Annotated in this window: 15 protein-coding genes; 13 read left to right on the top strand and 2 right to left on the bottom strand. The window is 55.8% G+C overall.

Annotated features, from left to right (window positions below):
• Positions 1–400 precede the first annotated feature (400 nt).
• Positions 401–1,099 carry a hypothetical protein gene (locus A3193_RS04750; protein WP_069014212.1) on the top strand — a complete coding sequence of 233 codons (699 nt, stop codon included), beginning with the start codon at positions 401–403 and terminating at the stop codon, positions 1,097–1,099.
• Between the two features lie 55 nt (positions 1,100–1,154).
• On the opposite strand, the gene speA is transcribed toward A3193_RS04750, so the two are convergent.
• Both speA and speB read right to left on the bottom strand, forming a co-directional pair.
• The gene (gene speA / locus A3193_RS04745) at positions 1,155–3,065 is read right to left on the bottom strand and encodes a biosynthetic arginine decarboxylase (RefSeq protein WP_069014211.1); all 1,911 of its coding nucleotides are present in this window, start codon (positions 3,063–3,065) and stop codon (positions 1,155–1,157) included.
• On the bottom strand, positions 3,058–3,966 hold the full coding sequence (gene speB / locus A3193_RS04740) for an agmatinase (RefSeq protein ID WP_069014210.1): 909 nt from the start codon (positions 3,964–3,966) through the stop codon (positions 3,058–3,060). Before speB ends, speA begins: the two co-directional genes overlap by 8 nt.
• Positions 3,967–4,284: 318 nt before the next feature.
• On the opposite strand from speB, the gene A3193_RS04735 reads away from it, so the two are divergent.
• The 12 genes from A3193_RS04735 to A3193_RS04680 all read left to right on the top strand — a co-directional run bounded on the left by A3193_RS04735 (position 4,285) and on the right by A3193_RS04680 (position 15,051).
• Positions 4,285–4,548: a phosphopantetheine-binding protein gene (locus A3193_RS04735; RefSeq protein ID WP_069005041.1), complete on the top strand. Its 264-nt coding sequence runs from the start codon at positions 4,285–4,287 to the stop codon at positions 4,546–4,548.
• Positions 4,549–4,550: 2 nt separating this feature from the next.
• On the top strand, positions 4,551–4,859 hold the full coding sequence (locus A3193_RS04730) for an ApeI family dehydratase (RefSeq protein ID WP_069014209.1): 309 nt from the start codon (positions 4,551–4,553) through the stop codon (positions 4,857–4,859).
• A complete protein-coding gene (locus A3193_RS04725; RefSeq protein ID WP_069005039.1) occupies positions 4,856–5,761 on the top strand; it encodes an LpxL/LpxP family acyltransferase in 906 nt (301 codons plus the stop codon). Before A3193_RS04730 ends, A3193_RS04725 begins: the two co-directional genes overlap by 4 nt.
• A complete protein-coding gene (locus tag A3193_RS04720) occupies positions 5,748–6,341 on the top strand; it encodes a LolA-related protein (RefSeq protein WP_069014208.1) in 594 nt (197 codons plus the stop codon). Before A3193_RS04725 ends, A3193_RS04720 begins: the two co-directional genes overlap by 14 nt.
• A gap of 46 nt (positions 6,342–6,387) precedes the next feature.
• Positions 6,388–8,694: an MMPL family transporter gene (locus A3193_RS04715; RefSeq protein ID WP_069014207.1), complete on the top strand. Its 2,307-nt coding sequence runs from the start codon at positions 6,388–6,390 to the stop codon at positions 8,692–8,694.
• 68 nt (positions 8,695–8,762) lie between these two features.
• On the top strand, positions 8,763–9,428 hold the full coding sequence (locus tag A3193_RS04710) for a COG4648 family protein (RefSeq protein WP_069005036.1): 666 nt from the start codon (positions 8,763–8,765) through the stop codon (positions 9,426–9,428).
• The gene (locus A3193_RS04705) at positions 9,410–10,762 is read left to right on the top strand and encodes an AMP-binding protein (protein ID WP_083218561.1); all 1,353 of its coding nucleotides are present in this window, start codon (positions 9,410–9,412) and stop codon (positions 10,760–10,762) included. Before A3193_RS04710 ends, A3193_RS04705 begins: the two co-directional genes overlap by 19 nt.
• A gap of 395 nt (positions 10,763–11,157) precedes the next feature.
• The gene (locus A3193_RS04700) at positions 11,158–12,339 is read left to right on the top strand and encodes a beta-ketoacyl-[acyl-carrier-protein] synthase family protein (RefSeq protein WP_069014205.1); all 1,182 of its coding nucleotides are present in this window, start codon (positions 11,158–11,160) and stop codon (positions 12,337–12,339) included.
• Positions 12,336–13,124 carry a beta-ketoacyl synthase chain length factor gene (locus A3193_RS04695; RefSeq protein ID WP_069014204.1) on the top strand — a complete coding sequence of 263 codons (789 nt, stop codon included), beginning with the start codon at positions 12,336–12,338 and terminating at the stop codon, positions 13,122–13,124. Before A3193_RS04700 ends, A3193_RS04695 begins: the two co-directional genes overlap by 4 nt.
• Entirely contained in the window at positions 13,118–13,570 is a 453-nt protein-coding gene (locus A3193_RS04690; protein ID WP_069014203.1) for a hotdog family protein, read from the top strand. The genes A3193_RS04695 and A3193_RS04690 overlap by 7 nt, the downstream gene beginning before the upstream one ends.
• Entirely contained in the window at positions 13,567–14,286 is a 720-nt protein-coding gene (gene fabG / locus A3193_RS04685; RefSeq protein WP_069014202.1) for a 3-oxoacyl-ACP reductase FabG, read from the top strand. The genes A3193_RS04690 and fabG overlap by 4 nt, the downstream gene beginning before the upstream one ends.
• Before the next feature lie 15 nt (positions 14,287–14,301).
• On the top strand, positions 14,302–15,051 hold the full coding sequence (locus tag A3193_RS04680) for a glycosyltransferase family 2 protein (RefSeq protein WP_069005030.1): 750 nt from the start codon (positions 14,302–14,304) through the stop codon (positions 15,049–15,051).
• Positions 15,052–15,146 lie beyond the last annotated feature (95 nt).

The following is a 15,146-nucleotide window of genomic DNA, read 5'->3' as shown; positions in this document are numbered from 1 at the left end:
GAGATCCATTCAGTAAAGTAGCCTAATATTCACTTGGCAGACAATTTGCGATGAGTTTTTTGACCTCGGGCATAGCGGGAAGTGCTGCCAACCGCACCCTGTGCATGCCACCCGCCGCAAAGCCGACCATGAAAAATAAAAACTTAACTATAAATCATATAGTTATCAAATTCACCTGAAGCGCTGCCGAAACTTTGCACCGCGCCTGGCGCCTGCCAGGGATTTCACAGCCTGCGGTTTGCCCTGATCTGGCCAGGATCTTGCGTACAAGAGCGACTCTAACTCTCTCTCCATACTGGAGTTTTTCACTCTTCCTTAACTAACCTGTTTTTCCTTCTATCCTTGCATTAGAAGTGATTGCAATTGCCACAGTCTTAACTTCAATCGAGGTCTTATACGTATGACCATGATTAGTCAGGCAAAATATGTCGATGGGCTGTTCTATCCCGAGTGTCATCCCGGCTGGGGTGGCTGCGCGGAAGAGCTGTTTCACTATACATCCCGCTATAGCGCCTATACGGAAGCCCTGTTGCGTAACCTCTCCGACCAGCGTCAGTTCAATATGTCAGGCTATCAGGCAGCGAATCTGAGCAATGAACAGCGGCGGTTGATGGCGGCAATCCTGGCCCACAAACCCTGCTGTCGCACTGCCCGGGATATCACCCAGATCATCCGCGGTGTGATCAACGGCGAGTCCCATGTCAGTGAAGAGCTGACATCCCACTACGAGGATCAGTTGAAGGTCATTCCCAAGGATGTGGAACTGGTCTACAGCGGCAAAGCTCACCACCATGAGATGGCGGATGTGGCGCCTCTGGATCCCTTGCTGAACCTGGCTTCAAGGCTGCAACTGCCTGTGGCCGTACGCGGCAGCCATGTGGAGATCCCGTTGAAAGAGCTGGCGCAACACATGGACTCGAGCAACTCCTCACTGCGCAACAGCCTTCAGGAAGCAATTCTGCAACTCCATTTTGCAGGCTATCAGCTTAAAAACCACCCGGGCCTGACCCACAGAGAGGTTCGGGAACTGAGCAGGAAACGCCCCTGCGAACTGCGGTCATACCATTCACCCGCCACCCACCAGCGGCGTCACCATTAACCTGGCGACCCAATAGTTCACTTTCCGCCGCCTTGAGCCTGCCTGCAGCGAGGGTTCAAACCGCCCCGGGGGACTCATCCTCCAGGTAGGTATAGCCCTGCAATCCCTCCTGATAGCAGCGTAGAAAACGGTTCGCCTCACGGGCCGAGATGCGCCCCTGCAGGCGGGCCTCCTGGAGTTGACGACGCATTCGGTCGAGCAGCACTTTTTCATGGAACTGGACATAGTCGAGCACTTCCGCCACCGACTCCCCCGTCACCACCTGCTCAAGCTCATAGTGATCACCGTCCATGCGGATATGCACCGCATGGGTATCGCCAAACAGGTTGTGCAGATCACCCAGGATCTCCTGGTAGGCACCGGTGAGGAAGATCCCAAGCAGATAGGACTCCCCGGGCCGCTCGGTGTGTAGCGGCAGAGTCGGGGAGATGCCGTTTTGCAATGGAAAATCCTCGATCTTGCCATCGGAATCGCAGGTGATGTCCACCAGTATCGCCTGGCGGTCCGGCTCTTCGTCGAGCCGGTGGATCGGCATCACCGGAAACACCTGATTGATCGCCCAGCTGTCCGGCAGGGATTGAAACACGGAGAAATTGCAGAAGTAGCGATCGGCCATCTTCGAGTTCAACCCGGGTTCCAGTTGAATCAGCTCCGACTCATCCAACGCTGTCATGATTTTGCTGATGATCCGCCAATAGAGATCGTCCGCATGGGCACGATCCGAGAGTGTGGCATGTCCCAGGGCAAACAACTTGTTGATATCCTCCCGATAGGCGGTCACATCGTGCAGCGCCTCCCGCGCCAGAAGCTCATCAAATCCGGCCAGGGTATCCCACAGCTGGCGGAGCTGAACCGGGCTGCCCTCATCAGGCTCTCTCGGCGCGGTGTCGTTTATGCGCCGGGTGATGCCGATCACGTCGACGATCATTACCGCATGATGGGCCACCAGGGCGCGACCCGATTCCGAGATGATATGGGGATAGGGCAGGTCCGACTCATCGCAGACGTTTTTCAACGCCATCACCACATCGTTGGCGTACTCCTGCAGGCTGTAGTCAACCGAGGAGTTACTGCCGGAGATGTTGCCGTCATAGTTGACGCCCAATCCACCCCCCACGTCCATGAACTCGATGGGCGCGCCCAACTGGCGCACTTCGACAAAGTAACGGGCTGCCTCCTGCATCGCCTCCTTGATATAGCGGATCTGCGGCACCTGGCTGCCGATGTGGAAGTGCAGCAGCCGCAGGGAATCGAGTTTATCGAGCTGTTTGAGTCGGCTGACCGCCTCCAGCAGTTCCCGGGGTGAGAGGCCGAACTTTGAGTGATCACCACCGGAGTCGTGCCACAAGCCATTACTGGTGGTCGCCATCCGACAGCGCAGTCCGATCAGCGGCTTCACCTCGAATCGGGCTGCCGCATCGAGAATCAGTTCGAGCTCATTGGGCTTTTCCACCACCACAAAGACCCGCTTGCCCATCTTCAGACCGATCATCGCCAGATCGACAAACTCCTGGTCCTTGTAGCCGTTGCAGATGATCAGCCCCTCCACATCCTCGAGCATTGCCAGGGTGGCGTGCAGCTCGGGTTTGGAGCCGGCTTCCAGGCCCCAATGGTAGTCCGCACCGAACTCGACAATCTCCTCCACGACCTGTCGCTGCTGATTCACCTTAATCGGATAGACCCCATAGTATCGCCCGCTGTATTCCGCCTGGTTGATGGCGATATCGAAACGTTTACTGATCTGATCCATACGCCGTTTCAACATATCCGAAAAGCGTAACAGCAACGGTGGCTTGAGCTGCTGTTCCGCCAGCTCTTCACAGAGTTTTTTCAGATCGATCCGGTGAACACCGTCGGTGATCGCCTCCGCGTGGCCCTGATCGTTAATAGTGAAAAAGCCACTCCCCCACTGGTTGAGCTGGTAGAGCGCTTCCGCCTGTTGCTGATGCCAATGGTTACTACTCATCGACCACTCCGATCTGAGAACCCGTTTCAGGGTGTTGATTGAATCCTCGGCTGATACCCCAGAAGGAGATACCTTTCTGCAGCAGCTTGGCGGCCAGCATATCCGAGACTCTGTTCGCTTCCGGCACCAGCTCGACGATATCCATACCGGCCAGCTCAACTGACGGGTTGCTCAACAGGGTTTGCAGAATGGTCACACCCTGGTGCCAGCCCAGCCCCCCTGGTTGTGGTGTGCCGACTCCGGATATCAGCCCCGGATCGAATCCATCCAGATCGATGGTCAGCCAGACCAGACCTTGCAGCGATGCCAGTCGCTCAAGCAGCTCCTGCCAGACCTCCGACTGCAACAGCTGTCGGTCGAAATAGCTGGTGATCCGGCTCTGTTTGTCGATCAGCTCCGCTTCACTCTCATGCAGCGAACGGATACCGATCTGCAACAGTGAGTAACCCTTCTGCCAGAGCCGGTACATGGGACAGGCGTGGTTATAGACCGAGCCATGGTAACTCGGCCTCAGGTCCGCATGGGCGTCAATCTGTACGATGGTGCCCCCCTCAGGCATCCGGGCATAGACCAACTCCGGGGTGATCGAGTGCTCCCCGCCAAGCGCAATCAAAAGATTCTCCCGTGGCAACTCCTGCACCGTTTGGAACAGCTGTTGATGGAACTCTGATTCCGTTGCTGCATCCAAGCATACCGATGGCAGCACCGTGGACTTGAGATGGCGGCTTGGACACCAGCCCGCATCCTCTTCATAAAACTCCAGTTGGCTGCTGGCATCGAGAATCGCTGCGGGTCCCTGGCCTGTACCTCCCTGGTAGGTGACAGTCCGCTCATAGGGAACCGGCAGAATAAGGATATCGGCTGATTCAACAGGTGCGTTTGGCAGATCAAGATATTTCATCGCACAGAGTGTGCCAGAAAAAAGCGTTCAGTAAAGCGGATCAACCCGACAAGGGAGGATGGCCTGATCCAGATGCCGTGCAGACGAACCGATTGAAAGTGTATCCATCCGGCAGAAACGAAAAACCCAGATTAAAGAAATTCCATTGCCACATTCCAATCGACTGACTGTTTGGTTCGCAATGATTGAGAGATTCCATAAAGAATAGTGGTTGTATCCTGGGTTTTTTCGGTAATATATAGGAATTCAAGGGGCTGCTGCCGCAGACACTGCTCCGCCAACAACTTTTTTAGCTAATTTCACCGGATAGACAGATAGATGGAAAGTGCATCACCAACCGAACTCGAAGTTGCTCAGCTGATCGTTGAGACCCTCAACCTGGAAGACGTAACTGCTGAGGAGATTGAATCAGAAGCGCCCCTGTTCAGAGACGGCCTCGGACTCGACTCGATTGACGCACTGGAACTTTCACTGGGTATCAAACAGAAATACGGCATTCAATTAAAAGCAGACGATGAGAATCTGACCGAAATCTTCTCTTCCCTATCCAAATTGACCCAGTACATCGTGGATAATCGCTGACTGTGTGGTGCAAAACAGCAGAACCCTTTGCCAATGATCACCCCTGTCTGGCCGGCCATTTTCCAGGCAATCCCATCGTTCCGGGAACCTTGATCCTGGACCGGGTCATCGAGCTGCTTGAACACCATCTACCCGAGTTCAGCATCAATGAAATCATCACGGCCAAATTCATGCAGCCGTTGCTGCCTGAACAGGGCTTTGAGCTACGCGCTGGAGTGAAACCCGGCCAGATCAGCTTTGAGTGTGTGGTCGATGATCAAACAATAACAGCCGGCAAGCTGGCCTATATTGAGAGTGGATCAAATCTTTGAGCAGACGATGGCAGGGACAGGTTGAACGGGGCACCACAGGTGCGCTCCATCTGATTCTCTGGATTGCCTTGAATCTGGGGAGATTCACCGCTCGCCTGATTCTCTACCCGATCACCCTCTACTTCCTGATCACCGGATCCACCCAGCGGCGTGCCTCGACCGATTACCTCAATCTTACCCTGGACCGCCCTGCCAACCTGCTCGATAACGCCAAACACATACACACCTTCTCAGCCACCATCCTGGACCGGGTATTCCTGATGGCGGATCGCTATGACTACTTCGATCTGGAGATCCACAACCACAAGCTGATCGCCCAACATCTGGACGCCAATCAGGGCTGTATTCTGCTCGGCTCCCATCTTGGCAGTTTTGAGATTCTTCGCGCCACGGCCATCACAAAACGGGAACTGCCGCTGAAGATCCTCATGTATCCTCAACACAACGAGATGATGATGCAGGTCTTCTCCGAGCTGAACCCATCGCTCGTCGACAGCATCATCGAGCTGGGCCGACCGGATACCCTGATCAAAGCCCAGGAGGTGGTCGATCAGGGCGGCATCCTCGGTCTGCTGGGTGACCGGGTCACCGATCCCAACAAAACCGTGCAGTGCCAGTTTCTCGGCCGGGAGACCACCTTTCCCCAGGGCCCGATGCTGCTTGCCTCGATCATGAAGTGTCCGGTATTTCTCTTCTTCGGACTCTACCTAGGGGGAAACCGCTATCAGATCCGTATGGAGCATTTTACCGATCGGGTGGAACTTGAACGGGGACGTCGGGAGGAGATGTTGCAATCCTGGACCCAGCGCTATGCGGACAGATTGGAGCACTATGCCCGTCACGCACCCTACAACTGGTTTAATTTCTACGACTTCTGGGGGCGTGACGATGCCTCTGAATAGGTCTGGGATCACCTCTCTGCCACTCGTTCTGCTGCTGTTCAGTCTGAGCTTACCGGCAGCGGCCGAAGAACCGCTCTGGTCCTTGGACTATCTGATGCAACAGTGGCAGTCGTCTGGCGAACGGCAGGCCCGTTTCACCGAAACACGCCAACTCACCCTGCTCGATCAACCGATCGAACAACAGGGCACCCTGCTGTTTCAGCCACCCGACCGATTGGTCAGAACCCTTGCACCACCGAGCAGCACCAAATATGAGATCGAGGGAAATCGGCTGACCCTGTGGCGGAACCAGCAGCAGCAGGTTCTACTGCTGGACAACATCCCGGAACTGCTGGCTTTCAGCGCCTCCTTCCGCTCGGTATTGGGTGGCGACCGGGAGACACTCGAACGCTACTTCAAGCCCGAACTGACCGGTAGCCGGGATGCCTGGAGCCTGAATCTGACGCCCAAAGAGGGGGCACTGGACAACAAGATCACCCGCATAGAGATCTCAGGAACAGCGCTGCAGATCGAACGCTATCTGGTGGTCGAGAGCAACGGTGATCAGATCATCACCCAACTGATGCCCATCGGGGAATGAGTGTCGACTGGTCCTCTGCAAGCCCTAACGATAGCATGAGCCAATAATGACCATCCGAATAGACACCCTGCTGGCCTGGCTTGCTGCACTGGCACTCTGCAGTTGGTGGGTGTTCAGTCAGGTCTCCTTGCGTACCGACATGAGCCTGTTTCTGCCGGAGGGCACAGCCGCAGACCAGCGGATACTGCTGAATGAGATCAATCAGGGTCCGGCCAACCGGCTGCTATTGCTGGCGATCACGCAAGGCGATGCGGCATCCCGCGCCAGTCTCAGTCAACAACTGACAGCCCGTTTACGCAACAGCCCCCTGCTCAGCCGGGTTGAAAACGGTGCGCCAGGGGCATTGCAGATCGATCCGCTGCTTTTCAAATACCGTTACCTGATCTCACCCGGGATCGAGGCTTCGGCATTCAGCGTGGAAAGCCTCAATAGAGCGCTGATGCAGCGTCTGGAGGAGCTGAAAGCCCCCTTCCCCTCCCCATTCAAGGGTCTTCTGGCAGCCGATCCGATGGGCAGTTACCAGACCATGCTGCGCAGTTGGTTGGCCGAACAGAGCATCCACCGGGAACAGGGTGTCTGGCAGTCGAAGCAGGGGGAGATGGCCCTGCTGCTGGTACAGACCCGGGCCGGGGGACTCGAACTCGATGAGCAGCAGGCGGTTCTCGCCTATCTGCAGGATGAGTTTGCCCGTCTCGATAACGATGCCGGACATCAATTGATCATCAGCGGCCCTGGCGTTTTCGGCGTGCAATCCAGGGCTGTCATCCACTATGAGACCCAGACGCTCAGCATGGTCGCCTCGGCACTGATCGCCCTGCTGTTGTTCAGTGCCTACCGGTTTCTCCCCTATCTGCTGTTTGCCGCCCTGCCGCTGCTGAGTGCCCTGTTGGTCGGAGCCATCGTCTGTCAGCTTGTGTTTGGTGAGTTGCACGGCATCACCCTGGCATTCGGCATCACTCTGCTTGGAGTGACACTGGACTACCCGATCCATCTGTTCAGTCATCTTCGTCACTCCGAGCCGGTAAACAGCACCATGCTGTCGATCTGGCGAACCCTGCGCCTGGGGGTCATCACCACCTGCATCGCCTATCTGGTGCTGTTGACCACCGATTTCATTGGGCTGCGTCAACTGGGCCTGTTCACCCTGACCGGTCTGCTGACTGCCGCATTGACCAGCCGCCTACTGCTGCCGAGAGTCTTTCCCCAGCCCTTCTCACCGCCTCAGCCAAGAGGCATGACGCTGCTCAGTGTGATGCTCAAAAGGAAGATCTGGCCCTCACTGGTGATGCTTGCATTAGCGGTGATCAGCCTGACCACTCTGCTGCTCTCCTCGAAGCCGCTCTGGCAGGATGATATTGCCACCTTCTCCCCACTGCCCAAGGCATTGCTGGAGCAGGATCGGCAACTTCGCCAACATTTCAGCACCAGCGATCCCAGCCACCTGTTGCTGATCCAAGGGGAGGATCCACAACAGCTGCTGCAGCGCAGTGAAGCGCTACGCCAGCATCTGCAGCAGGATCCGGCAGGCGCTTCGTTGATCGACATCTCACTCCCCAGTGATTATCTCCCCAGTGTGCAGCAACAGAGAGTCAGGCAACAATCACTGCCCGATCGGCACGGGCTCTCGGACAATCTGCAGCAGGCCATGCAGGGACTGCCGTTTCGCAAGGCCGCCTTCGATCCGTTTATCACAGAGATCGAACAGAGCCGCAACCTGCCTCCCCTCAGCTATGCGGAGGCCATGTCGAGCGAGTTGAAAACCCGTCTGGAGAGCATGATCCGCGAGGGTCAATCGGCCTGGTTCGCTCTGATCCCCCTGCAAACTGTTGCCGATCCCGAGCAGATTAAGACCTATGTTGAGGCAAACCTTCCTGAGGTGAGTTATCTGAACCTGAAGCAGGAGGTGAGTGGCCTGGTGGGGGATTTCAGACAACAGACCCTGCAGCGGGTGGCCCTCGGCTGTGGTCTGATGTTGATCCTGTTGTGGATTGGCCTGGGCTCGTTGAAACGGGCGCTGACCACCCTGATACCCATCGCCCTGGCTATTCTGGCCAGTGTGGGTGTGTTACATTTGTTGGGTGAAGCCCTGAACCTGTTTCATCTGATCTCACTGATGCTGGTGTTGGGCATTGGTCTGGATTACAGCCTGTTTTTTGGCCGTCGTGAACAGCAGCAGGGCGATGCACTTTTGACCCTGCATGCCTTGAGTGTTTGTGCCCTGAGCACAGCCGGCGTGTTTGCGATCCTTGCCAGTTCTTCGATTCCCGTGTTGCACGCGATCGGCCTGACAGTCGCGATCGGCGTTGTAATGAGCTATCTTGCCACTTACGCCTTGTCCCGAATAAATTCATAGAGTTAAAGGACCAAGCTCAGGTTTTGACTAAATAGTGTCATAAGCCTGCGGCTGAGCTACGAAAAATAATGAACGGAGTCCAGTCCACATCGAACGATCCGTTGCGCAGACTTGCCCATATCGGCTTGTTGCTGCTGGCGATCGCCTATCCCCTGGTGCTCCATTTCGGTGTCGTCAGTGACAGCCTGATCGCCCCCAGCCTGATCCTGCTGCTGCTGTTGGCAAACTGGGGTGGACTCGAACTGATCAAGGGCCGGCTTATTGGCTGGGTGATCATCGCCATCGCTCTGCTCGGTATCGCCTGGTTACTGTTGATACAGCCTGACACGATTCAACTTTTGAAATTGCCGCCGATAGCTATCAACGGTAGCCTGTTTACACTGTTTACCATGACCCTGCTGCCTGGACAGACGCCATTGATCACCCGCTTTGCGGAGTTGCTGCACAAAGATGAGCGGGAGTTGAACGACTATGAGCGTTTATACACCCGGCGTGTCACCCTGTTCTGGTCCGGCATGTTTGCGTTTTTGACGGTTGAGAGTGCCCTTCTGGCGCTTTTTGCTGATTCAGAAACCTGGTCACTTTTCACCAACTTTGTAAACTATCTACTTGTTATTGCGGGATTACTCATCGAATATCGTATTAGGGAGCGAAAACTGCCCCACCTTGAGCATCCCGGTTTTTTGAATTTTGTTCGACTGGTCCGGAGAATTGAATGGCGCAGCCTGCTTTAAACAGCCCAATTCATTGCAGCATGCTGGCACACCATCCTCAGCAGCTCGCCGCCTGGCACCGCGGTGCCGGCATCTCGGCGGCCCAGTTTTATCAGGATGTGGCCAAGCTGGCAGCCCAGCTGCCTGAGGCCGGAGAGGTGGTGAATCTGTGTGAAGACCGCTATCACTTTGCGGTCAGCTTTGCCGCCGCGATTGTGCGTCAGCAGGTTACCCTGATGCCATCCAACAACACCCCGGGGGCAGTGAACAGTCTGTTGATCAAGAGCCGTGACGGCTACTGCCTGACCGATCAATTGCAGCAGGGTATACAAGCCAGACAACTGCTCTACACAGAACTGCTGAACGCCCGGAACAGTGACTCGATTGCCCTGCCGGAACAGATTGAAGCGGAACGTCAGGTTGCCATTCTCTATACTTCAGGTTCTACCGGTACACCTAAACCCAATCCCAAGAGCTGGGGAGAACTGAAGGCGGAAGCCGACAGTGCATTGCAGCGCTTTCCCTTCCTCTCCCGTTCTGTCTCATCACTGGTGGCGACAGTACCTGCCCAACACATGTATGGACTGGCCACATCGATCTTTTTCCCCTGGCAAGGGGGTATCGCGGTACATACCGGACGACCGCTGTTTCCAGCGGACATCGCGGCTGATCTGGCACTCACTTCAGCGCCGAGGGTTCTGATCACCACGCCACTCCACCTGCGGGCCTGCCTGGACGCCGGTATCAGCTGGCCGGAGATCTCCTTCATCATCTCAGCCACGGCGCCGCTCAGCAGAGAGCTCGCCGCCGAGGCGGAGCAGCAACTGCAAACCGAGATCTATGAGATCTACGGTTCCACCGAAACCGGCTCGATCGCCAGCCGGCACACCCTCAAGGATGAGTGCTGGATCCTCTATGATGGCATCGAAATGGAACAGCAGGGCAACCAGACCTATGCCAGTGGGGGACATCTCCCGCACCCGGTAGTGCTCAACGACAATATCGAGATCCTCACCAGTGGTCGTTTCAGACTGCTGGGGCGCAATAACGATATGCTGAAGATCGCCGGCAAACGGGCCTCGCTCGGCGACCTGAACCAGAAGCTGCTGGCCATACCCGGAGTGATCGATGGGGTCTTCGTCCCTCCTGAGAATCCAAACAATGAGAAACAGCGGCTGAGCGCGCTGGTGGTGGCCCCATCACTCAGCAAGCAGGAGGTGCTCCATCAGCTTGCTCAATCGATCGATGCGGCATTTCTACCCAGACCACTCCATTTCGTGGAGTCACTGCCGAGAAACTCCACCGGAAAATTGCCACGAGAACAGTTGATCAATTTCCTGAAAGCGATCAAATGAACCAGTAAACTGGATAGCTGCTTCGATAACTTCTTTACACAACTGCCTCTAAGGCAACGGATTACAAGGCTATATTTGTTAATTACAGGATGTATATAACATTGTCATATTTTGCCACGGCTCGCATAATAGCTAGCTTCGACTTAAGGCATCAGAACAAAGTACCATTAGAAAGGGCCGATTCAGCCTATTTCTGTGGCTCCTGGTGCGTCTGAGTATGGGCCATTGGCGGCGCGAGAAGAACAGCCTGGTCGATGCAGAAAAACCACAACAGACAATTGCTCTGCATCTGCTTTGATTTCAGGATTGGATAGTTGCTGAAAGATTCGACGACTGCGATTCACTGCCGAACAGACGACTGAATTAAATGAACAAAATAGATTACAGGCTCTAAAATGACCCCCTTATCGATATCCCATTTTACCCTGACCAATGCGCTGGGGTGTGGCAAAACAGCATCCCTGGAGGCACTGCGCACTGGTAGAAGCGGTCTGCAGCCCTGTGACCTGGAGAATGTGGATCTCGCCACCTGGATCGGACGGGTTTCCGGACTGGAGGATATGCCACTGGAGGAGCGCGTGTCGGACTACGATTGCCGCAACAATCGTCTGGCACAGCTGGCCCTGCAGCAGGACGACTTCCTGCCGGCGGTCAAACAGGCAGTGGAGCGATATGGCGCGGATCGTATCGGCGTTTTCATGGGCACCAGCACCTCCGGTATTGCCACCACAGAAGCGGCCTACCGGACACGTATCAATGACGCTTTACCAGCCGAGTTCACACCTCAATATACCCATAATATTGCTTCATCGAGCCACTTTATACGTGACTACCTGGGCCTGAATGGCACGGCGATCGCCATCTCCACAGCCTGCTCTTCCAGCGCCAAGGTATTTGCCGCTGCTTACCGCTATATGACTGCCGGAGTCTGTGATGCAGCGATTGTCGGCGGTGTCGATTCCCTCTGCCTGACAACCCTCTACGGGTTCAATGCGCTTGATCTGGTCTCGGCCGAGCCTTGCCGTCCCTGGGATGGGCAGCGCAATGGCATCAACATCGGTGAGGGTGCGGGTTTCGCCCTGCTTGAAAAACCACAGGATGGCGATTCATCTCCGTCCCTGATCGGCTATGGTGAAAGCTCGGACGCTCACCATATGTCGACTCCCCACCCAGAGGGCGCTGGGGCGCGCCATGCCATGCAACAGGCTCTCCAGCGGGCTGGCCTCGAGATCGGCGACATCGACTACATCAATCTGCACGGCACCGCCACCCGGAGTAACGATGCTTCGGAGGATAACGCTGTCTGCGGACTGTTCGGTAATCTGACCCCCTGCAGCTCCACCAAGGGATTCACCGGCCATACCCTGGGAGCGGCGGGAATCACCGAGTCTATCTTCGCCCTGCTCTGTCTGCAGGATGGTCTGTTGCCACAGAGTCTGCAAACCAGACAACAGGATGATTCCCTGGGGGCGAATATTCTGCTCAATCCGGAGCAGCGTGAGTTACGCCATGTTCTGAGCAATTCGTTTGGCTTCGGTGGCAATAACTGCAGCCTGATTTTCGGAGCGGCGTCATGATTTCCGTAACCATAAAGAAGATCGGCGTCGTGGCCCAGGGGATCGGCAACTGGCAGGAGGCAACTGCGCTGCTGCAGAGTGAGGCAGACTATCAGGGTGGCGAACTGCCCCCACTCAAACCCTCGATGCTGAAACCCAACGAGCGCCGCCGTACCACGCGAACGATCAAGATCGCCCTGCAGGCGGCTGAAGAGGCGCTGCAGGATCTCACCGGCACGGAGACGCTGGCATCGGTATTCAGCTCTTCAGAAGGTGACCTGGACATCATCGATCAGATCTGTCTTGCTCTGACTGAGGAGGGACGACCGGTGTCTCCGACCCAGTTCCACAACTCAGTGCATAATGCACCGGCAGGTTACTGGTCGATCGGCGCAGGCTCCCGGCAGGGGTCGTCGAGTCTGGGCGGTTTGAACGGCAGCTTTGCGGCCGGTCTGATGGAAGCCGCTGTACAAGCCGTGGTAGAGCGGGTGCCGGTGTTGCTGGTCTGTTACGACCAACCACCACCGGAACTGCTGCAACCGTTCATGCCCATTGGCGAACCCTTTTCCATCGCCATGCTGCTGACGGCAGAGAGCGAAAGAGGAATTGCCAGACTCAACCTGAGCACTGTGCCGGATGGGGAAGAGAGCAGGATGTCGAAACCAGCGCTGGAAACACTCCGACTTTCAGCTCCATCTGCCCGCAGTCTGCCGATTCTGCAAGCCATTGCGCAGAGTCACGCTGCGAACATCACCCTAACCTACCTGCCAGGCTTGAACCTGCAGTCGGAACTGCTTCCATGCTAGCGCGCTCACTTGAGGGTGACGAACTCTACACCCTGCTTCCCCATGGGGGGGATATGCGGCTGATTGAGAAGGTGGTCGATTGGGACGAAACCAAGATCCAATGCCAAACATCAAGCCATCGCAACAGTGACAATCCCTTGCGCAGCAACGGCCGACTGTCAGCGGTGCATGCGGCCGAGTATGGTGCTCAAACGATGGCCCTGCATGGCGGACTGCTGGCCAGACAATCGGGACAACAGCAACCCGGTGGCTATCTGGTCAGTTTGCGTGGCGTAAAACTGCATATCCGCTATCTGGATGAGCTCGATGCCCCACTCCAGATCCAGGCAACACAGTTGCTGGCCGACAGCGGCAACATGCTCTATGATTTCGTCCTCAAAACTGAATCCGTCCTGGTAGCAGAGGGAAGAGCAGCGGTGATCGTACATTCGGAGCAAAATCAGTGAAGCGAGCCTTGGTCACAGGGGGCAGCGGGGATATCGGTTCGGCAATCTGTCGACAGCTGAGTTCGCCTGAAACCCATGTCATCGTGCATGCCAACAGCAATCCCGACCGAGCCGAGGCGGTGGTTGAATCGATTCGTCAATCCGGCGGCAGTGCGGAGACCTGCGTGTTCGACATCCGGGACGGCGAGGCGGCTCGCCAAACCCTGGAGAAGCTGCTCGAATCCGGCCCCATACAGACACTCATTCACAATGCGGGGATACATGACGACGCCCCCCTGGCAGGCATGCAGCCGGACCAGTGGCAACGGGTGATCGATGTCTCCCTCAGCGGCTTCTACAATGTTGCCCAACCCCTGTTATTACCGATGCTGGCAACCCGCTGGGGAAGAGTGATTGCACTCTCCTCGATTGCCGGTGTGATGGGCAACCGGGGACAGGCTAACTACGCAGCCGCCAAGGCCGGGCTGCATGGCGCAATCAAATCCCTGTCATTGGAGTTGGCCTCTCGCGGGGTTACAGCCAATGCGGTTGCCCCAGGCATTATTGAAGGCAGCATGACATCATCCGCTTTCAATGTTGACACCATCAAACAGATCGTACCGATGAAACGGGCCGGTACCCCCGATGAGGTTGCCGCTCTGGTAGGCTTTCTGGCCTCTGATGAGGCAGCCTATATTTCAGGCCAGGTGATCTCAATCAACGGGGCAATGGCCTGATCAGGGCCTATCAAGATGCAAACCGCAGTCGTTATTCCAGTCTACAATGAATCCGCAACCATCCGGGATGTGGCCATGGCGGCCCTGCAGCAGACGGAAAATGTGATCATTGTCGATGACGGCTCTTCAGATGACAGCCAGAGTCAGCTCGAAGGCCTCAATGTCCATCTGCTGAGGCATGAACAGAATCAGGGCAAAGCGACAGCTCTGCAGAGCGGCTTCGACCATGCCATCAAGCTCAATGCGGAGATGATCATCACCCTGGATGGAGATGGTCAACACAATCCGGCCGAGATTCCCCAACTGATCGGTGCGGCCCACGCCAATCCAAACAGCATCATCATTGCCGCCCGCTTGAAACAGCGCCACAACGCGCCAAAACTGCGTCTGTTCGCCAACCGCTTTGCCGATTTCTGGGTCTCCTGGGCAGCCGGTTACCCGGTGACCGATTCCCAGTCAGGATTTCGTCTCTACCCCTTTGACTTACTTAGGGATGTACGCCTAAACACCTCAAAAGAAAAAGGTTTTGTTTTTGAAAGTGAAATTGTCATTGAAGCGGCAAGCCACAGCTTTTATAGTGTATCGGTACCTGTCGAGTCGATCTATCATGTAGGTAGACGCCAAAGCCACTACAAACCCTGGACAGACACCTGGCGTATAGTGCGAATGATTGCCTGGCGGTTGATAAAAAGAGGGTTATACCTCCAGGGACTATTCCGCAGTCTCGGCATACTGGCTGATCCACGCAAACATGCCGCTCAATAGAGCACATGGATTACAGCCCTGAAAACAACCTGAAACCATGAATTCAGGTAGAGAACAGATACAAAGATTTTCTATATACTATTGCAATAAACCAC

The organism is Candidatus Thiodiazotropha endoloripes (assembly GCF_001708965.1).
Classification (GTDB): domain Bacteria; phylum Pseudomonadota; class Gammaproteobacteria; order Chromatiales; family Chromatiaceae; genus Thiodiazotropha; species Thiodiazotropha endoloripes.
The sequence above is the reverse complement of the archived record's forward strand: the minus strand, read 5'-3'. Positions and strand labels throughout refer to the sequence as shown.